Origin of the sequence: Leucobacter sp. NPDC077196, from assembly GCF_040687075.1 — a bacterium.
GTDB lineage: Bacteria > Actinomycetota > Actinomycetes > Actinomycetales > Microbacteriaceae > Leucobacter.
The window spans coordinates 38,881-57,454 of record NZ_JBFBML010000016.1; the positions used below are offsets into that span (position 1 = coordinate 38,881).

The 18,574-nt window shown below is 69.1% G+C and carries 20 protein-coding genes; 7 read left to right on the forward strand and 13 right to left on the reverse strand.

Features of this window, described 5'->3' with window-relative positions:
• Positions 1-28: 28 nt before the first annotated feature.
• Entirely contained in the window at positions 29-589 is a 561-nt protein-coding gene (locus tag AB0O71_RS13185; RefSeq protein ID WP_363746023.1) for a purine-nucleoside phosphorylase, read from the reverse strand.
• A 368-nt stretch (positions 590-957) separates the two neighbouring features.
• Between AB0O71_RS13185 and AB0O71_RS13190 the strand changes: the two genes are divergently transcribed.
• Positions 958-1,263, forward strand: coding sequence for a hypothetical protein (locus AB0O71_RS13190; RefSeq protein WP_363746025.1), 306 nt, complete (start codon positions 958-960; stop codon positions 1,261-1,263).
• Positions 1,264-1,412: 149 nt separating this feature from the next.
• Entirely contained in the window at positions 1,413-1,904 is a 492-nt protein-coding gene (locus AB0O71_RS13195; protein WP_363746027.1) for an S-ribosylhomocysteine lyase, read from the forward strand.
• A gap of 60 nt (positions 1,905-1,964) precedes the next feature.
• Here the strand turns inward: AB0O71_RS13195 and AB0O71_RS13200 are convergent, their stop codons facing one another.
• The 5 genes from AB0O71_RS13200 to AB0O71_RS13220 are packed head-to-tail and all read right to left on the reverse strand — an operon-like array spanning position 1,965 to position 6,466.
• Positions 1,965-2,678: an HAD family phosphatase gene (locus tag AB0O71_RS13200; protein WP_363746029.1), complete on the reverse strand. Its 714-nt coding sequence runs from the start codon at positions 2,676-2,678 to the stop codon at positions 1,965-1,967.
• Entirely contained in the window at positions 2,675-3,427 is a 753-nt protein-coding gene (locus AB0O71_RS13205; protein WP_363746031.1) for a nucleoside phosphorylase, read from the reverse strand. Before AB0O71_RS13205 ends, AB0O71_RS13200 begins: the two co-directional genes overlap by 4 nt.
• A gap of 53 nt (positions 3,428-3,480) precedes the next feature.
• The gene (locus AB0O71_RS13210; RefSeq protein WP_363746033.1) at positions 3,481-4,815 is read right to left on the reverse strand and encodes an amidohydrolase; all 1,335 of its coding nucleotides are present in this window, start codon (positions 4,813-4,815) and stop codon (positions 3,481-3,483) included.
• A 51-nt stretch (positions 4,816-4,866) separates the two neighbouring features.
• A complete protein-coding gene (locus AB0O71_RS13215; protein WP_363746035.1) occupies positions 4,867-5,676 on the reverse strand; it encodes an SDR family oxidoreductase in 810 nt (269 codons plus the stop codon).
• A 4-nt stretch (positions 5,677-5,680) separates the two neighbouring features.
• Positions 5,681-6,466, reverse strand: a complete 786-nt coding sequence (locus AB0O71_RS13220; RefSeq protein ID WP_363746037.1) for an isoprenyl transferase — start codon at positions 6,464-6,466, stop codon at positions 5,681-5,683.
• 73 nt (positions 6,467-6,539) lie between these two features.
• Between AB0O71_RS13220 and AB0O71_RS13225 the strand changes: the two genes are divergently transcribed.
• A complete protein-coding gene (locus tag AB0O71_RS13225; RefSeq protein ID WP_363746039.1) occupies positions 6,540-7,307 on the forward strand; it encodes a hemolysin III family protein in 768 nt (255 codons plus the stop codon).
• Between the two features lie 55 nt (positions 7,308-7,362).
• On the opposite strand, the gene AB0O71_RS13230 is transcribed toward AB0O71_RS13225, so the two are convergent.
• Complete coding sequence (locus AB0O71_RS13230) at positions 7,363-7,911, reverse strand: gluconokinase (protein WP_363746041.1); 549 nt, start codon at positions 7,909-7,911, stop codon at positions 7,363-7,365.
• 48 nt (positions 7,912-7,959) lie between these two features.
• Positions 7,960-8,679, reverse strand: a complete 720-nt coding sequence (locus AB0O71_RS13235; protein ID WP_363746043.1) for a TetR/AcrR family transcriptional regulator — start codon at positions 8,677-8,679, stop codon at positions 7,960-7,962.
• A gap of 126 nt (positions 8,680-8,805) precedes the next feature.
• Here AB0O71_RS13235 and AB0O71_RS13240 point away from each other — a divergent pair, with 126 nt between their 5' ends.
• Positions 8,806-9,771: an NAD-dependent epimerase/dehydratase family protein gene (locus tag AB0O71_RS13240; protein ID WP_363746045.1), complete on the forward strand. Its 966-nt coding sequence runs from the start codon at positions 8,806-8,808 to the stop codon at positions 9,769-9,771.
• Here AB0O71_RS13240 and recQ read toward each other — a convergent pair.
• From recQ to mca, 3 genes are read right to left on the reverse strand one after another with little or no spacing between them, the layout of a single operon-like run.
• Positions 9,710-11,743, reverse strand: coding sequence for a DNA helicase RecQ (gene recQ, locus AB0O71_RS13245; RefSeq protein ID WP_363746047.1), 2,034 nt, complete (start codon positions 11,741-11,743; stop codon positions 9,710-9,712). The genes AB0O71_RS13240 and recQ overlap by 62 nt on opposite strands.
• A gap of 4 nt (positions 11,744-11,747) precedes the next feature.
• Complete coding sequence (locus tag AB0O71_RS13250) at positions 11,748-12,098, reverse strand: hypothetical protein (protein ID WP_363746049.1); 351 nt, start codon at positions 12,096-12,098, stop codon at positions 11,748-11,750.
• Positions 12,095-12,961 (reverse strand): mycothiol conjugate amidase Mca, encoded by an 867-nt coding sequence (gene mca / locus AB0O71_RS13255; protein ID WP_363746051.1) that lies wholly within the window; start codon positions 12,959-12,961, stop codon positions 12,095-12,097. The genes AB0O71_RS13250 and mca overlap by 4 nt, the downstream gene beginning before the upstream one ends.
• A gap of 85 nt (positions 12,962-13,046) precedes the next feature.
• Here mca and AB0O71_RS13260 point away from each other — a divergent pair, with 85 nt between their 5' ends.
• Together AB0O71_RS13260 and greA are read left to right on the forward strand one after the other, a co-directional pair.
• Complete coding sequence (locus AB0O71_RS13260; RefSeq protein WP_363746053.1) at positions 13,047-13,490, forward strand: DUF4307 domain-containing protein; 444 nt, start codon at positions 13,047-13,049, stop codon at positions 13,488-13,490.
• A gap of 202 nt (positions 13,491-13,692) precedes the next feature.
• Positions 13,693-14,178, forward strand: a complete 486-nt coding sequence (gene greA / locus AB0O71_RS13265) for a transcription elongation factor GreA (protein WP_363746055.1) — start codon at positions 13,693-13,695, stop codon at positions 14,176-14,178.
• 57 nt (positions 14,179-14,235) lie between these two features.
• Here the strand turns inward: greA and AB0O71_RS13270 are convergent, their stop codons facing one another.
• Entirely contained in the window at positions 14,236-15,648 is a 1,413-nt protein-coding gene (locus AB0O71_RS13270; RefSeq protein ID WP_363746057.1) for an APC family permease, read from the reverse strand.
• A 57-nt stretch (positions 15,649-15,705) separates the two neighbouring features.
• The gene (locus AB0O71_RS13275) at positions 15,706-17,439 is read right to left on the reverse strand and encodes an amidohydrolase (RefSeq protein WP_363746059.1); all 1,734 of its coding nucleotides are present in this window, start codon (positions 17,437-17,439) and stop codon (positions 15,706-15,708) included.
• 245 nt (positions 17,440-17,684) lie between these two features.
• Between AB0O71_RS13275 and AB0O71_RS13280 the strand changes: the two genes are divergently transcribed.
• Positions 17,685-18,284, forward strand: a complete 600-nt coding sequence (locus AB0O71_RS13280; RefSeq protein ID WP_363746061.1) for a TetR family transcriptional regulator — start codon at positions 17,685-17,687, stop codon at positions 18,282-18,284.
• Positions 18,285-18,574: the final 290 nt, after the last annotated feature.

An 18,574-nucleotide genomic window follows, 5' to 3' on the forward strand; every position in this document is an offset into this window, starting at 1 on the left:
CACCGCCTTGACGCGGCGGCCGCGCGAACTACCTCAGCCTGGTGTCCCAGAACTCCCTGAGCTGCTTGCTCTTGCGGAACACGATCGTGTCCCACTCCTCGTCGGTGGTGGTCGAGTCGGCGAAGTCGGAGGGGATCTTGAACATCTGCAGCGCGGCCCCGAAGTGCGCGCACACGCTGGCGTACGCGTAGGCCTCCATGTCGACGAGGCTCGCACCGAGGCCTGCGATGGTCGCGCGCTGGGCATCGTCTTGCACGAACACATCGCCGGTCGCGATGGTGGCGGTCGCCTCTGGGGGCAGGATCGCGTCGCCGGCGGGTCGCAGCTCCGGCGACGGCAGCGAGAAGTCGTGCTGCACCACTCCGGTGATCTGGTAGACCGCGTCGAGCGATGGGCGCTCGGGGCCGTCGCTCACGACGCCTGCCGTTCCGAGCACCACAACGCGATCGACGGGACGCTCGGAGAGCTCCGCGGCGAGCGCTACCGCAGCGTTGACCTTGCCCACTCCGGTCACGAGGTGAGCCACATCGGAGAAGGCCGAAGCCTCGTCGCGGTGTGCGAACACGAGCAGGGTGGTCGGTTCAGTCATCGGCGCTCCCAGCGGCGCTCACACGCCTATTGATCCACATCTTCGAACCCACACTAGCGCTTTTCGAAAATGTGTTCTAATATGAGGAGTCGGGTTCGCGAGCCGTACGCATGATCGCCGTTGAACGGCACGTCGAGATCACCTCAACTCTGCGTCACCAGCCGCGACACCCACCGAGCACCGAAGGCCTTCAGACGAGGCTGGTCCCCCGATGAGACCGGTGCAGTTGCGCTCCGCTATCGATCGCAAGAGATCGAACGGGCTGTACCGACGCAGCCCCGGCGAAGCAGCGCAGGCTCCCAGTGAGCCCACCCCCGAGAACTGCTCGGGGATCGCGCACCGTGACGGTGCGCCACGAAAGGAACACCATGACTTCGCATATTCGTATGCCCAATATCGCAGACGTGCGGCCGACGGCCGCCCCCCTGCGCACGCCCTACCACTCCCTCAGCGGAGCCGAAGACATGCTCGTGCCCGACTGGGCCCAGCGCCGCTCGGTCTACCGCAGCTCTGGCCGCACGCTCTACGTCGTCGAGACCGATCGTCTCGACGAGGCGCGCGGCGACCTCAAGCGCCTCGATCGCGCCGGCTGGAACGTGAGCGTGTCAGAGCGCCTCGCGGGCGACCGCACGCGGATCGCGCTGACCCGCAAGGAGCTCGCGCGCGCAGCGTAACGCTCGCGTACGGAGAACGGGCCTGCACCTTCGGGTGCGGGCCCGTTCTCGTACCCGGGCCCCGACGCCGTTCAGGAGTCACGTTTCGTCATGCCCGGAGATGTCGTGCCCATGCTCGATACTCTGGTGCCCATGAGAAACTGGGTCGCATGAGCGACGTCGAACTTGCCGAAGTAGAGAGCTTTTCACTGGATCACACGAAAGTGCTGGCACCGTACGTGCGCCTCATCGGGGTCGAGCGCGGCCCGAAGGGCGACGCGATCTCGAACTTCGACATCCGCCTGGTGCAGCCGAATGAGGCGGAGATCCCCACGGCGGGCCTGCACACCATCGAGCACACGCTCGCCGCGCTGCTGCGCACCCGATTCGACGGGCTCATCGACATCTCGCCGTTCGGCTGCCGCACCGGATTCCATCTCATCGCCTGGGGCGAGCCGAGCGTCGAGACGGTCGCCGAGGCGATCAAGAGTTCGCTCACCGATCTGGCGGAGCGCATCACCTGGGACGACGTGCCGGGAACGGAAGCAGTGAGCTGCGGCAATTACCGCGATCACAGCCTGCATTCTGCGCGTGAGTGGGCGAAGATCGTGCTCGCCGAGGGCATCAGCCTCGACGCGTTCGACCGCTCCCGCATCGCATAGGGAGTGCGTCGGAGCCCGCGTCGTCGAGCCGCAACGGCTGACACTGCGGGCCGCGTCGGGTTACGCCGCGGGCCGCGAGGCCCACTCGTCGATCAGACCGGGCAGTTCGCTCATGTCTGAGAACACGATCGACGCGCCTGCTCCGCGCAGCATCCCTGGATCGGTGCGCACCGGGCTGTCCGGGGAGAATCCGAACACCGTCGCGCCCGCTGCGATTCCGGCCGTCACACCGGCGACCGTGTCTTCGACGACGAGCGCCGAAGCGGCGTCGACGCCGAGCGCCGCAGCGGCGGCGAGGTAGACGTCGGGAGCCGGCTTGCTGCGGGGCTGCTCCATGCCGCTGAACACCCGGTCGCCGAACCAGCGCCCGAGCCCGGTGACGTCGAGCTGCATCTCGATCTTGACGCGATCGGCGCCGGAGGCGAGCGCGAAGCGGTCGCCGAAGCGCTCGGCGACCGCCGCGATCATCGCCTCCACTCCGGCTACGGGTTGCACGCGGACGCGCAGGGCGTCATCCCGGCGTACATGGAATTCGTGGATCCAGGCGTCCGTGATCCTGAAGCCGGTGTGCGCGAGGATCACTTCCCACTCGTCCACCAGGGCCCGCCCGATGAAGGTGCGCACGGTCTCGTCGTACGAGATCTCCCATCCCAGCTCGCGCAGCATCTCGGCGAGCAGCTGGATGGTGATCGTCTCTGAGTCGACGAGCACGCCGTCGCAATCGAAGAGCACCGCGGAGAACGACGAGTGCGCGCTGCGTGCCGGTGCGCTCACGACACCAGCACGTCGAGCGCGGCGGTGAGCGCGGCGTCGACCGCCTGCACGACGATCTCGCGGTACGGATCGTAGTCGCCCATCGCCGTGTCCGCCGCTGCGAGGGGATTGCCGTCGATGGCGAACACCCCTCCCACCTCGATGCCGTGCAGCGCTGCGATGACGAACAGGGTCGCGGCCTCCATCTCCACCGCGACGACACCTGCACGCTGCCACAGCGGGAGATCGACACCGGTGATCACGTCGCTGGGGTAGAACATGTCGCCCGTGAGCACGACGCCGCTGTGCACGTCGAGATCAGACCGAGCCGCCGCAGCCTTGAGTGCGACGGTCAGCTCTGGGGTCGCGATCGCCGGGAACTCGGTGGGCACCAGCTGGTGGCTCACCCCGTCGGCGCGCACGGCGCCCGTCGCCACTACGATGGCGCCGTCGACGATCTCGGGCTGCATGCCGCCGGCGGTGCCCGAGCGGATGATGCGGGTGACGCCGCCCCGCGCAAGCTCTTCGAAGCACACCGCGGCTCCGGCTCCCCCGACGCCGTGCGAAGCCACCGTCACGGGCACGCCCTTCCAGGTGCCGGCGTACACGTGGTACTCGCGGTTGACCGCGAGTTGCCGCGTATCGTCGAGGCGCTCGGCGACACGGGCTGCGCGGGCGGGGTCGCCGACGACGAGTGCGCGGTCGGCGAGGTCGGAGACACGAGTGCGCAGCAGTGGCAGTTCGGCATCGGCAGGGAGACGGACGGGCATGAATGGCCTTTCGGTGTGGTGGGAGTTGGGATGCTTCGGGCGCAGGCGCCCGGTCAGGCGGTGCGCGCCGCGGCGCTCAACCGCGCGCGAGCCTCGGCGGCCCTGCTGCGGATCGCGTCGGCGTCGAGCGTCAAGTGCTCGCCCTCGGCGTACACATGGCGCCCGCCGATGAAGACGTGGCGCACGTCGCTTCCGGTCGCGGCGAAACCGAGGTGGGAGATGAGTGAGGCGGCCTCGAACGGAATCGCGGCGGATCCCGTGACGTCGAGCGCGATCACGTCGGCGAGGCGGCCCGCTTCGAGGGCGCCCGTCTCGGCAAACCCGATCGCTTCGGCGCCGCGTCGCGTCGCGATGTCGAGCACGTCGGCGGCGCGCACGATCGCGGCGTCCTGCCGCGCCCCGCGGTGCAGGATGGTGCCCGTCTTGATCTCTTCGAACAGGTCGAGCGTGTTGTTGCTCGCGACCGAGTCGGTGCCGAGCGAGATGCGCAGCCCGGCGGTCTGCCACTCGGGCAGGGGCGCGATGCCGTTGCCGAGCTTGAGGTTGGAGACCGGGTTATGGCTGACCGCGGTGCCGGTGCGTGCCAAGAGCGCGATCTCGTCTTCGGTCAGATGCACGCAGTGGGCGGCGAGCACGTCGGCTTCGAAGAACCCGAGCGCGTCGAGGTGCGCCGCGGGGGTTGCCCCGTACCGCTCCTCGATCTGCGCGACTTCTGCGGCCGACTCCGAGATATGGGTGTGGATGGGAATGCCGTGCGCGACGGCTCGCCGCACAATATCGGTCAAGAACTCGGGCGGGCAGGTGTACGGCGCGTGGGGGCCGTAGGCGATTCGCACGTTCGCATCACCGGCGTACTGGGCGGCCAGCGCCTCGGTCTGATCGGTCGCTTCTGCCCCGTTCCAGGGCGAGACGCCGGGAAACCCGACCGAATCGGGAGCGAACGAGGCGAGCGCGACGAGGGCGCGCATGCCCGCGGTGCGCACCAGCTCGATGAGCTCGGCGTCCCAGTGGTACATGTCGGCGAAGGTGGTCGTGCCGGTCTCGATCATCTCGACCATCGCGAGCTGCAGCCCGACGGCGACATCGTCGTGGGTGAGGTGCTGCTCGAGCGACTGCACCGCCGCGAGCCACGGCATGAAGCCCTCATCGTCTGAGACGCCGCGCAACAGTGTCATCGCCGAGTGCGTGTGGCCGTTGACGAGCCCCGGCATGAGCACGTGCCCCGCGAGGTCATGCACCACGCGGTCGCTTGCCGACGCGGCGTCGGGGCGGGCGGATCCCGCGTAGGTGATGCGACCAGAGCCGTCGAAGGCGAGTTCGGCGTCGGCGACCACGCCCTCCGGGGTCAGCATCGCGTCGGCGCGCAGCACGGTCTCGTAGTCGCTCATCGGCAGCTCCGTTCTCGATTCGGGGTCGTCAAGGTGTGCGGTGATCCCGGTTCACCAGCCGGGGGTGGCCAGCATGCCGCCGTCGACGGCGAGATCCTGACCGGTGATGAACGTCGCGGCGGGAGAAGCGAGCAGCACGCAGGCGCCCCCGATATCGGCGGCCGTGGCGAGGCGCCCGAGCGGGGCGTGGCTGGTCCAGCTCGCGACACCCTCGGGCCAGGCCTCCGCGAGACCCGGGCGGTCGACGAGGCCGGGCGACACGGTGTTCACGCGGATCCCGAGGGGTCCGAGCTCAAGCGCCGCCGCACGGGCGTGCATGACGAGACCGGCCTTCGCCGCGGCGTAGTGCGCGTGGGCGGGGCTCGGCCGGGAGGCCTCGATCGAGGCGATGTGCGTGATCCAGCGGTCTCGGCCGCTCCCGCGAGCACCGTCGCCATCACTCCCCATCACCGCGGCAGCCGACTGCGAGAGTTCGAAGACCGCTCCGAGATTCGTGCCGAGCACCTCGTCCCACTCGCCCCGCGTCGTGTCCGCGAGCGGGGTGACCGGCTGCACACCGGCGTTGTTGACGAGACCGTCGAGACCGCCGAGGGCCGACACCGCATCATCGACCAGCGACCATGCGGCACCCGCGAGGGCGAGGTCGGCGCGCACGGGCTCAACCTCAGCGCCGGCTTCACGCAACTCCCGCACGAGCGCGCCCACGGCATCGCTCGATTCCCGGGTCGCGCCGCGGTAGTGCAGCGCCAGTCGAGCTCCGGCCGCTGCGAAGGCGCGCGCGATACCGCCCCCGATGCCGCCAGAGGCGCCCGTGATCAGCACGCGCTGGCCTGTGAGGTTCGGCAATCCGTGATCCGTCACTCGGTCATCCTCCCAACCGTCGCTGCCGAGACGAGTAATCGCGCAGCGCGCGCAGCAGGTCGACCTCGCGCAGATCGGGGTACAGCGCCTCGACGAAGTAGAACTCGGAGTGCGCCGACTGCCAGATCATGAAGTCGGAGAGCCGCTGCTCACCCGAGGTGCGAATCACCAGATCGGGATCCGCCTGCCCCCGGGTCCACAGGTGCTCGCCGATGAGCTCGGGCGTGAGCCGCTCGGCGAGCGTGTCGATGGTGCCGCCGGCCTCCTGGTGCTCAGCGATGACGCTGTGCATCGCCGCGGTGATCTCGCTTCGACCGCCGTAGCCGACGGCGAGATTGATGTGCAGGCCCTCGCGATCCTCCGTCGACTGCTCGGCTGCTCGCAGCGCATCGGTCAGCTCGGGCGACAGTCCGTCGCAGGTGCCGACGTGCTTCACCCGCCATCCGGGGTGCTCTGCGAGGAGTTCGGCGAGTTCTGCGATGATGCCGAAGAGGTCATCGAGCTCCTGGCGATCCCGCGCGCCCAGATTGTCGGCCGAGAGCAGATACAAGGTGACAGTGCCGACGCCGACCTCTTCGCACCAGCCGAGAAACTCGGGGATCTTGCGGGCGCCGGCGCGATGCCCGAAGGCGGCGCGCTCCTGCAGACGCTGTTTCGCCCAGCGGCGGTTGCCGTCGACGATCACGGCGATGTGGCGGGGCACCTGCCGCGGGTCGATCTCGCGTCGCAGGCGTCGCTGGTACAGCCGGTAGAGCAAACCGGCCCGCGGATTCGACGGCTGGGCACTCACGTTCCGAGTGTACCGGCTCGGCTTGGCGCATGTCCGTCGCGGCGTGCTGTCTGCGCGCCATACACTCGAAGGCATGACGTCGCAGAGCCCTTTCGAAGCCGAACGGCCGCTCCCCGAACCCGATCGGCTCTCGATCCCGCTCCTCGAAGACGCCATCGATCACTCGCAGGATCAGCCCGGCGCCCCCGGCACCCCCGGCGACGAGAAGCCGTCGTGGCGCGGTTGGATTCACGCCGGCACCTTCCCCGTGACAATCGCGGCCGGCATCGTGCTGATCAGCCTCGCGCAGGGACCGGTGGCGAAATGGGCCTCGGTCGTCTACATGCTCTCGAGCATGCTGCTCTTCGGCGTCTCAGCGCTCTATCACCGCTTCAACTGGAAGCCGAGCACGCGACAGGTGTTCCGGCGCCTCGACCACGCGAACATCTTCGTGCTGATCGCCGGAACCTACACCCCGATCGCGCTGCTCGCGCTGCCGCTCGACAAGGGCGTGCTGCTGCTCGTGCTCGTCTGGGTGGGAGCGCTGCTCGGCATCGGGTTCCGCGTGTTCTGGATCGGTGCCCCGCGATGGCTGTACGTGCCCCTGTACGTGCTGCTGGGCTGGGCCGCGATGATGTACATCGTCGACATCGCGAACGCGAACTTCGCGGCGATGGTGCTCGTGGTGGTGGGCGGCTTGCTCTACACGCTGGGGTCGATCATCTACGGCACGAAGCGGCCGAACCCGATCCCCGGCGTGTTCGGGTTCCACGAGATCTTCCACGCGCTGACCGTGGTGGCGTTCCTGTGCCACTGGACTGCGGCGCTGCTGCTCGCGCTCGACCCGTTCTACCTGCGGTAGGGCACGAAAGAGGCGCCAGGGCCGCTCGGGCCGCTCGGGCCGTGCGACCCTGCCGTCACTCCCGCAGTAAGCGCGCTGTGACACTGGCGACGATCTGATTCACCGGCAGCGCCGCGTCGATGGCGGTTCCCGGCTCATCCGGGGCGAGCGGTTCGAGGGTGTCGAGCTGCGAATCGAGCAGCGCGGCCGGCATGAAATGGCCGACGCGCAGGTGCAGGCGCGCGAGCAACGCGGCACGAGACACGTCGAGCTGCACGAACCACAGCGGCACCGCCGTCGCCGCGCGCAGTCGATCCCGATAGGTGCGTCGCAGGGCCGAGCAGGCCACGGTCACCGCATGGCCCTCGCCCGCCGCACGCGTGATGCTCGCCCCGACGCGGTCGAGCCAGGGCCAGCGATCCGCATCGGTCAGCGGCGTGCCGCTCCGCATCCGGTCGATCGCCTTCTCCGAGTGGAGGTCGTCGGCGTCGATGCAGGGGCCGCCGCGCGCGGCGGCGAGCGCGGCTGCAACGGTGCTCTTGCCGGCGCCGGACACGCCCATCACGACGATCGCGCGCCCGGCGAACTGCGGGTCGGCGGCGCTCTCAGCGAAGGTGCAGTCCATGCGCTTCAGTGTGCCACGCCGCGCAGACGAGACCAGCGCCCGCGCCCGTCACCGCAATCCGAACCGGTGCGCCGTCGTCATGGTCCAACGCTGGAGCAACTCTTCTCCGTAGGCCGCGAGGTCGCTGCCCAGCTGACCGAAGATCTCGGCGCTGATGATGCCGATCAGCGCCGTCCAGGATTCGAGCGCGTCCGCGGCAAACGGGGGTGCGCTGGCCGCCTCGGCCGCGAGGTCTTGATCGGCGTCCCTGCTCAGCTCCTCGATCCCCCCGCTGAGCTCGGCGGCGAGCCCCGCACTGACCGGAGGACGCTCGGAATGGCGTACTGCGGCGTTCCCCGCCGCCAGCACTCCCAGGAACTGCACCATCACCCGGGTGCCGACCGGAGTCGTCTGCGCGGCCGGCGCCTGGTACCCGGGCACGGGCGAGCCGTAGAGCAACGCCCATGACTCGGGATGCGCGACCGCCCACTCCCGCATGCCGCAGGCGAGCTGCCGCAACCGCCGCGCGGGCGCCTCGTTCGCGGAGACCCGTGCCGCCACCGCCTCTGCCAGTTCGGTATAGGCATCGACCACGAGCAGCGTGAGCAGCGCATCGCGATTGGCCACGTGCCGGTAGATCGCTGATGAGGCGACGCCCAATCCCCGTGCGATCTCGCGCACGGAGAGTCCCGCTGCGCCGACCTCGGCGAGCTGGGCTCTGCCCAGGCGCAGGATCCCCGCACGCATCTGCGCGCGGGCCTCCGCGTGCGTTCGTCTCGGGCGTTCCATGCGTTCAGTGTGTCATCCCCGACGGCCCCGCGCAATTCAGAGATCAGTGCTCTTGATTTTTCCCACAGAGCGAAATACAGTGAAGCCGGACAACTTAGTGAGCACTGATCACAGAATGGATGCACCATGCGCTATCTCATCACCGGAGCCGGTCAGATCGGCCGGCAGCTGGCACTCGATCTCTCCGAGGCGGGCCACACCGTCATCGTGCTGCGCCGAAACAGCGCTCCGGTCGCAGGTGCGCACGTGCGCGCCGGCGACGCGGGCGATCGCGACGACCTGCGCGCCGCCGCGCTCGGAGCCGACGCGATCTTCCACTGCATCCACGCGGCGTACTCCGCCCCGGCCTGGCGACGGGAGTTACCGCACCGCGAGCAGGCGGTGATGGACGTGGCCGCCGAGCTCGACATTCCCGTGGTCTTTCCCGAGTCGGTGTACGCCTACGGTCGCGGGGCACGGTCGGTCGGCGAGCACTCTCCCCTCGCGCCCGCATCACCCCTCGGCCAGGTGCGCGCAGCGCTGCTCGAGGCCCGCGCCGCGCATCCGGCCCGCACGGCGTCGGTGATCGCCTCGGATCTCATCGGTCCGACCGCCGCGGCGCAGACCTCGGTCGTGCTGGGCATGATCTTCTCCCCGGTGGCCGCCGGGCGCACCGCGTGGCTGCTCGGCGATCCCGACGCACCGCACGCGGTCACCACGATCCCCGATCTCGGCCGCGCCATGATCGCTTCGGTGCCGCTGGCGGCGCCGAGTGACACCCGGCTCATCACCCCGACGCCTCCGGCTCGTTCGCAACGAGAGATGGCGGGCGACGCCGCGACGGCGCTCGGGCTCCCGCCGGGCCGGGTGCTGCGCATCCCTCCCGCCCTCCTCGCGATCGCGGGTCTCGGCTCACCGATGATGCGAGAGATGTTCCACCAGCGCTACTTGTGGGAATCGCCGAGCGAACTCGTGCCCGGTCGTCTCACCACCGAACTCGGGCTCACAGCGACACCCTGGGAACAGACTCTCAGTGCGTGTGCCCAGACCCTCAGTGCGTGGGCCCAGCCCCGAGCGTCTCGAGCACGGCAGCCCCGTACCGCTCGAGCTTGACCTGCCCGATGCCGGAGATCGCGAGCAGTTCTTCGTCGGTCTTCGGCTCGTGCACGGCCAGGGCGGCGAGGGTGGCGTCGCCGAATACGACGTATCCCGGCACCCCCTGGGTGCGCGCTTCGCCGGCCCGCCAGGCGCGGAGGCGTTCGAAGATCTCGGCCTGATCCGGCGTCAGGTCGGCCGCGGCTGCCGAGCGCTTCTCGCCGCCGCCGCTCCGGGAGGCGCGCCCACGGCCGCCGGAGGAGGCGCGGGTGACGACCTCCTCGCGCATCATCACCGCTTCTTCGCCGCGCAGCACCGGCTTCGCCGCTTCGGTCGGAGCGAGCACACCCCACTCGCCCTGCGCTTCGAGCAAGCCGGCTGCGAGCAGGTGGCGCACGACACCGCGCCACTGCGCGACCGACCATTCGGTGCCGATGCCCCAGGTCGAGAGCTCGTCGAGCCGCATCTGCGTTGCGCGCTCCGATGTGACACCGCGCAAGACATCGATGTGCTGACCGGCGGCGTACGTGCGATTGCGCTCCTTCTGCGTGCGAATGACGGTCGACAGCAGCATCTGCGACGGGATCGTCGCATCCCAGAGCTTCGGCGGGGTCAGGCAGACGTCGCAGTTGCCGCACGGTTCCGCGCGGTCCTCGCCGAAGTACCGCAGCAGGAAGACGCGACGGCACTGCACGCCCTCGCAGAGCGCGAGCATCGCGTTGAGGTGCCGCGTCTGACTCGCCCGCGTCGCCTGATCGCCGTCGCCCGACTCGATCATCTGCCGCTGCTGCACCACGTCTTGGAGCCCGTACGCGAGCCAGGTGTCTGACGGGAGACCGTCGCGACCGGCGCGGCCCGTCTCCTGGTAGTAGCCCTCCACGGATTTCGGCAGGTCGATGTGCGCGACGAAGCGCACGTCTGGCTTGTCGATGCCCATGCCGAACGCGATGGTCGCGACGACGACGACGCCGTCCTCCCGGAGAAAGCGCGTCTGCGCATCGAGTCTCACGTGCGCCGGGAGCCCTGCGTGGTAGGCGACGGCGTCGACTCCCGCGTCGCGCAGCGCAGCCGCGGTCTGCTCGACGCGCTTGCGGCTGAGGGCGTACACGATGCCCGCTTCGCCGGCGTGCTCCCCGCGCACGAAGTTGATGAGCTGCGCCCGAGCGCTCTGCTTCGACTCGATACGGTAGCGAATGTTCGGTCGGTCGAAGCTCGACACGAAGTGCCTGGCCCGCTGCAGGTGCAGGCGCTCGGTGATCTCCTGGTGCGTCTCGGGTGTCGCCGTGGCGGTCAGCGCGATGCGCGGCACATCCGGCCAGCGCTCGGCGAGCGCTCCGAGCCGCAGGTAGTCGGGCCTGAAGTCGTGCCCCCACTGGGAGACGCAATGGGCCTCGTCGATCGCGAAGAGCGCGATGCGCCCCTGAGCGAGCAGCTCGACCGTACCGGGGGCGGAGAGCCGCTCGGGTGCGAGGTACAGCACGTCGAGCTGCCCGTCTCGATACGCCTGCTCGACGGCGCGGCGATCCTCGATCGACATCGCGGCGTTGAGCGCGGCCGCGCGCACACCGACGAGCTGCAGCGCGGCGACCTGATCGTGCATCAGCGCCACGAGTGGCGACAGCACGATGCCGGTGCCCTCGCGCACGAGCGACGGGATTTGGTAGCAGATCGACTTGCCGCCGCCAGTGGGCATGAGCACGACGGCGTCGCCGCCGCCGACCACCTGCTGGATGATGTCCTCTTGCTCGCCGCGGAAGGCGTCGTAGCCGAACACCTCGGCGAGCACCTGGCGCGGGTCGCCGCCCACGTGCGGCCCCGGCGCGTTCTCGACGACACGGGACGCCGCGGTGGCCCCACGGCTGTCGCCCACGCGCGCACGCATCTCATCGGGCGGCGGCGCGCCCCACGCTTCGCCGGGCCAGCGCTCGTCGTCGCCGAAGTCGAAGTCGGCGCTCTGCTCGTCGGGGCCCGGCGCCCCACCGCCCGTCACCCGGTCAGCTCCGCGGCTCGGCGCCCGGCTCGGCGCCCGGCTCGGCGAGCGGGCCGGCACCGGGTTCGGAGCTCGGAGCTGCATCCGGGGCGGCGGCGGAGCGAGAAGACGCCTGCGGATCCTCGACCGCCGTGCCGACTGTTCCGTTCTGCTCAGCGAGCTCCTGCTCGATCTGCTCGCGCACCTCGGCCCGGTAGCTATTGCGACGCAGGCGCCTCACCATGTTGAAGCCGAGCGCGATAATGCCGATGCCGAGCGCTGCGAACGCGATGAATCCGGCGACGCCCGGACTCACGGTATCGGGATCAAACTCGGTCTCCTCGGCGATGCGCACCGCGGTGGTCAACAGGCTCATGAGCCCTCCTCAATTCCCTGGAACAGGTCGGCTTCGAACTCGCTCGTGGCGACCCGGGAGGCGGCGAGGCGGTAATCCTCAAACGGCCAAGCCTGGCGCTGCAGTTCGTTGGGCCAGAAGAAGAACGTGCTGTCTGGCGGCACCTGGCTCGCGTGGGCGCGCAGGGCTTCGTCGCGACGCTCGAAGAAGCGCCCCACGTCGACGCTCGCGGTGCCGACGTAGGGGCGGCGCATCATCCACTCGCGAATCTCGGTGAACTGCTCGATCATGGGCGACGACGGGTCGTTGTCGGTGAGCCACTGGTAGATCGTCTCGACGCGCTTCGCGTTGAAGATCTCTTCGTAGTAGAGCTTCGACATCTCCCACGGCTCGCCAGCCTCCGGGTACGCGTCGGGGTCGCCCGACAGCTCCCAGGCGATGCGGCTGATGTCGTGGCAGCGAATGTGGTCGGGGTGCGGGTAGCCGCCCTGCTCGTTGTACGTGATCATGACGTGGGGGCGGAACTCGCGCACGATGCGCACGAGCGCCTCGGCCGAGACATCGGCGGGGATGCCCGCGAACGAGGTCTCTGGCACGATTTCGCCCTCGTCGGGCAGACCCGAGTCCTGATACCCGAGCCAGCGGTGCTCGAACCCGATGATCTCGCGCGCTCGCGCCATCTCGTCGCGGCGCAGGCCGGGCAGGTCGCGCCGGCTCTTCGGATCGCGTGCGACGAGCTCGTTCAGCAGGTCGCCCCGCTCTCCCCCGGTGCAGCTCACGATCAGCACTTCGGCACCGGCATCCACGTAGTGCGCGTAGGTGGCGGCACCCTTGCTGGACTCATCGTCGGGGTGCGCATGCACCGCGATCAACCTGAGCGTCATGAGGGTCCTCTCACATGCTTCCCGGGAGCTTCCCGGTACTCTGGCAACAGGAATCTAGTTTACCCAGCGCAGATCGGAGCTTGCCGTGCCAGAGGCCGACGCACCCTCCGCTCCCGCCACGGCCGCGCAGTCTCTCGAGGATCGCTACGGCACCCGGCGTCGGGCCAGCTTCGACCGCCGCTTCGCCTGGATCGCCGCTGCGCTGCTCGTCGCCGGCGGCATCGCGTTTCTCGTCTTCAGCGGCTGGCAGCAGACGAACCGCGTGTCCTTCCAAGACATCGGGTACACGAAGAACGGCGACACGAGCCTCGATATGAAGTTTCAGGTGACCACCGAGCCGAACACCCCCGTGGCGTGCGCCGTCGAGGCGTTGAACACGTCGAAGGCGACCGTGGGGTGGAAGGTCGTCGAGCTGCCGGTGACGGATCAGCAGTCGCACACCGTCACGGCGCGGGTCGTCGTGACGAACCCCGCGACCGCGGCCTCAGTGCGCAGCTGCTGGGTCATCGAGGAGCCGGCGAACGACTGACGCCGCGCGATCCTCTCGATCCGCGATCCGAGATCCGCGATCCGCGATCCGCCCGACCTCGCCGGTCTCGCGTCAACCCCCGGGCGCCGATCTGACGCTGACGACCGGCCCCTGATATCCTGGAGTTTGCGCCCTGCATGGTTCAGGGCGCTCTGTGTACCCGGGCGCATTTGCGCACATAAACCTGAAACGAGGATCGTCCATGGCCGAGCCCACCCAGACCTGGCTGACCCAGGAAGCTTTCGACCGGCTCAACGGTGAGTTGGAGCAGCTCTCCGTGGCGGGCCGCAAGGAGATCGCAGCGCGCATCGAGGCGGCGCGCGAGGAGGGGGACCTCAAGGAGAACGGCGGCTACCACGCCGCGAAGGACGAGCAGGGCAAGATGGAGGCCCGCATCCGCGACCTCGAGGAGCTCCTCAAGCACGTCGTCGTAGGCGAGGCCCCCCAGGCGAGCGGCGTGGTCGAGATCGGCACCGTGGTGACCGCAACCATCTTCGGTGACGAAGAGCGCTTCCTGCTCGGCAATCGCGAGCTCGCCAACGGCTCCGACCTCGACGTGTACAGCGCCGAGAGCCCCCTGGGCGCCGCGATTCTCGGCCGCAAGGTCGGAGACGAGGTCAGTTACTCGGCCCCGACCGGCAAGGAGATCGCCGTGAAGATCGTCGCGGTCGACACCTACGCGGGCTGATCAACGCTGAGTTGAGTTCACGAGGTGCAGGGCGGGGTCGCGCAAGCGACCCCGCCCTTACTCGTACATCGAGATGTTGATCGGACCGGTGAGGTCGGGTGCCGGGGCACGTAGTCCGCGGGTCTGCACGAGCAGGTAGACGACGCCGAGCGCCAGCCAGATGCCTCCGATGATCATCGAGATCGGGTCGAGGCTCAGCCACAGCCACACGTTGATCGCGACGCCGACGGCGGGAACCGCGACGAACGTGACCCAGGCTCCGGCCGTGCGCCGCTTCAGGAAGCGGAAGAACACGAAGATCACGGAGAGGTTCACGAACGTGAACGCGATGAAGGCGCCGAAGTTGATCATCGACGCGGCCTGATCGAGGTCGACGAACAGCGCGGTGAGCGCGACCAGTGCGACGATCAGCACGTTGACCACGGGCACGCCGGTGCGCGGGTTCACGGTGCCGAAAAGCCGGCGGGGCAGTGCTCCGTCGCGGCCCATCGCGTAGAGCAGGCGGGCGGCACTCATCTGCTGCGTGATGCCGCAGCCGAGCACGGCCATCATGTAGCCGCCGACGAAGATCGCTTGGAAGGCGGCCCCGCCGATGTACTTCGCGATCTCGGGCGACGCCCCCACGATGTCGGCGAGCTGCGTCACGTCGGGAAACAGCGTCTGCATCACGTAGGTGACGGTGAGGAAGAACGCACCCGCGACGGCGATGATGATGAAGATGGCGCGGGGAATGTCGCGCTCGGGCCTCTCCGCCTCCTCCGCGAGGGTCGAGACCGCATCGAAGCCGAGGAACGACAGGGCGAGGATCGCCGCCCCCGCAGCGATCGCGGCGCCCTGCACGTCGCTGGAGATGAAGGGCCGCGCGGTGAACTCCGCGCCGTTCGCACCGTTCACGATGTTGATGACCGTGAGCACGACGAAGACGACAGCCACGACGAGCTGAATGCTGACGAGGATCACGTTCATGCTCGCCGCGAGCTTCACCCCGACGAGGTTGAGCACGGTGCAGATTGCCACGGTGAGCAGCACCCACACCCAGAAGGGCACATCCGGAATCACGGCGGTCATGTAGATCGCTGAGAGGATGGCGTTGATCATCGGCAGCAACAGGTAGTCGAGCGTCGCGACCCATCCCACGAGGAAGCCGAGGTGCGCGTTGATGGCCTCTTTGGCGTAGGTGTAGGCGGATCCCGCGATCGGGAAGAAGCGCACCATCCGCGAGTAGCTGAAGGCGGTGAAGAGCACCGCGATCATCACGACCAGGTAGGCGAGCGGGACGTGGCCGCTCGTGACATCGGCCACGATTCCGAACATGTCGAAGACCGCGAGCGGCGCCATGTACGCCAGGCCGATGAAGACCAGGTGGCGCAGCTTCAGGGTGCGCTTGAGGGAGCCGCTTTCACCTGCGACCTCGTGGGCGAGACGTTCGTCGCCGACGGCGACTGCCGAGTGGGATGGCATCGTTGACATCTGGGGTCCTTTATTCGGTGTGCTGATCTTTGGCGTGGTGGAAGTCGCTGTGCTGGGTTAGTGCGTGTGGGAGTGAGTGCTCGCCGCCGCGGCGGGCTCGGCGCAGACCTGCCCGGCGCCTGCCGGATCCTGCGCACGAGCAGCGGCGGCGGTACCGCCGAGCTCACCGCGCGCATCGTGGATCGCAGTACCGCCGACCACGGTCAGGTCGGCCCGCTGCTCGAGCAGTTCGGCGGGCTCCATAGCGTAGAGATCGCCCGACCAGACGACCACGTCGGCGAGCGCTCCGACGCGGAGTGCGCCGACCTCGTGCTCGCGGTGGAAGGCCTCCGCGCCGCCCAGCGTGTACGCGCGCAGTGCGCGGTCGAGATCGAGCCGCTCCCCGAGGGTCCACGCATCGCTTCCGTCGAGGCGGGCGCGGGTCATAGCGCTGTACAGACCGATCAGGGGATCCATCTCGCCCACCTGCCAGTCGCTCGAGAACGTGACGCGCGCGCCGGAATCAAGCATGGACTTGAAGCGCCACGCGCGATCCCAGCGGGCCTCGCCGATGTTCTCCATCCAGGTGCCGGCCACCAGGTCGGGTGACGCATGCCGCGGCTGCATGGCGGCGACGACGCCGAGGTCGGCGAATCGCGGCAGGTCTTCGGGGGCCAAGCATTCGACGTGCACGATTCCGTGTCTGGTGTCGCGCGGTGCGCCGGGTCGGCCGTTCGCACGCTGGGCGGCCTCGATCGAATCGAGCGTCAGCCGGATCCCCCAGTCGCCGGTGGCGTGCGTGTGCACCTGGTAGCCGAGCCGATCGAGTTCGACGAAGAGCTTCGTGAACTCCGTCGGCTCGAGGCTCGGGTGCCCCCGGTGGCCCGGGCGGTTGGCGTAGTCCGCGAGCATCGCGGCGGTGTGCGGTTCGATCACGTCGTCGGCGTAGAGCTTCACGGGGCCGAGGGTGAAGCGCGCGTGCTGCGGCGTCTCGCGGATTGCCTCTGTGATGCGCGCACGGAAGTCGCCGTCGGCGCCGACCGGGTGGTAGATCGCAGCGGTGGTGCGGCTCGTGAGCCTGCCCTCGCGTTCGGCGCGGGCGAAGAGGTCGAGTTCTGCGAGCGGCACCTGCGGCTCGACCACCGAGGTGATGCCGGATCGCGCAGCCATCTCCAGGCTGTTCGTGATCTTGCGGTAGCGCCGGTCGGGCGAGTACATCGGAATGTCGCGCTGCAGCTCGGCCAGACCATCGATGGTCATCGCGCTCGTGTAAAAGTCGGTGACCCACCCGGTCGGCTCGCCCGTCGCGGCGTCGAACTCGGGGTTGCCCCACGCGATGTCGCCGCCGTTCAGGATGCCCAGCTTCGCGAGCGCGGGCCGGTTCAGCCACACGGAGTGCTGATCGTAGGTCGTGATGAAGACCGGGCGGTCGGTGACGCCGGTGAGGTCGTCGGCCCGGGGGCGGCGGCCCTCGACCACGGAGTACAGGGCGTTCTCGGCGCAGATCCAGTCGAGCTCGGGGTGCGTCTCGGCGAATTCGGCGATGCGGGCGCGCACGACGTCGAGGCTCTGCACCTGGTCGAGGCTGACCGCGAGGTCGTCGAAGCCGAGCAGCAAGTGGTTGTGGGTGTCGGCGACGCCCGGGGTGAGCAGGCGTCCTTCGAGTTGCACGGTGCGGCGGGCGGCGGGCGCGTCGGCGGCCGATCCGACGTACGAGATGCGATCTCCGGTGACGCCGAGCGCCTCGGCCCAGGGTTGGGCGGGATCGAAGGTGCGAATCCTGCCTCCGGTGTAGAGGGTGTCGACGGCCATGTCAGCTCCTGCGCGCTCGGCTCGACGGCGATCCGCCGAGTTCTTTTACTCAAGAGTAAATTAATTTACTCACTTGTCAAATAATGGTGTTCAGCCACCCGTACAGTCAGCCGGGTCACTTTCGGAGGGTGTCGCTCCCCCGATCCCCGCAACACGCTCCGCAACTGACCCGCCTCGGGCGACGCGCGAGGATCGGGCGGGCCCGGGCCGCGCCCACCCGTGTCTCGGCTGGCATACTGGCAGGCATGGCCCGACCGAGCACCCAGCAGCAGCGCCGCAAGGAAGTCGTCGACGCTGCACTTGCAGCCGCTGCGCAGCACGGGCTCCGCAGCCTCTCGCTCACCGATGTCGCGAACCAGGCCGGCGTGACCCGCGGCGCGCTGCTGTACTACTACGACGACCTCGACGCGATCCTCGTCGAGGCGCACGCCGCAGGCATGGAGCGCGTGGGAGCCGAGCGTGCGGCCCTCGTCGCGCGCGAGGTCGGGGCACCGGCCAAGCTCGCGGTCGCCATCACGGCAGGTCTGCCGACCGGGCCCGACGACGCTCTGATGAGCCTGCTGTACGAATTCGACGTGCTCGGCGGCAAATCACCGTTGCACGATGAGCTCGTGCAACGGCTCTACCGGGAGCAGCTCGCGCTGTACCGCGAAATCCTCGCCGAGGGTGTGGAAGTGGGCGACTTCTCGCTCACCGGCCCGCTCGACGACGTCGCGATGAACCTCGTGGCCCTCGAAGACGCCTACGGCTTGCACATCAGGGGCGGCGGCAGCATCACGGTCGCCGACGCGCGGCGCGCGATCGCGCTGTATGCGCAGCAGGCGGGCGCCCCGCTTCCGGCTTGATGCCGCGCTCCACCCCGCGCTTCGCTCCGTGGGCTGCCGCCATGGGCGGCACCGAGCGCTACAGCGCCACGCGATGCGTGCCGCTTGAGTAGCGCTCCACCCCGCGCCTCGCTCCGTGGGCTGCCGCCATGGGCGGCACCGAGCGCTACAGCGCCACGCGATGCGTGCCGCTTGAGTAGCGCTCCACCCCGCGCTTCGCTCCGTGGGCTGCCGCCATGGGCGGCACCGAGCGCTACAGCGCCACGCGATGCGTGCCGCTTGAGTAGCGCTCCACCCCGCGCTTCGCTCCG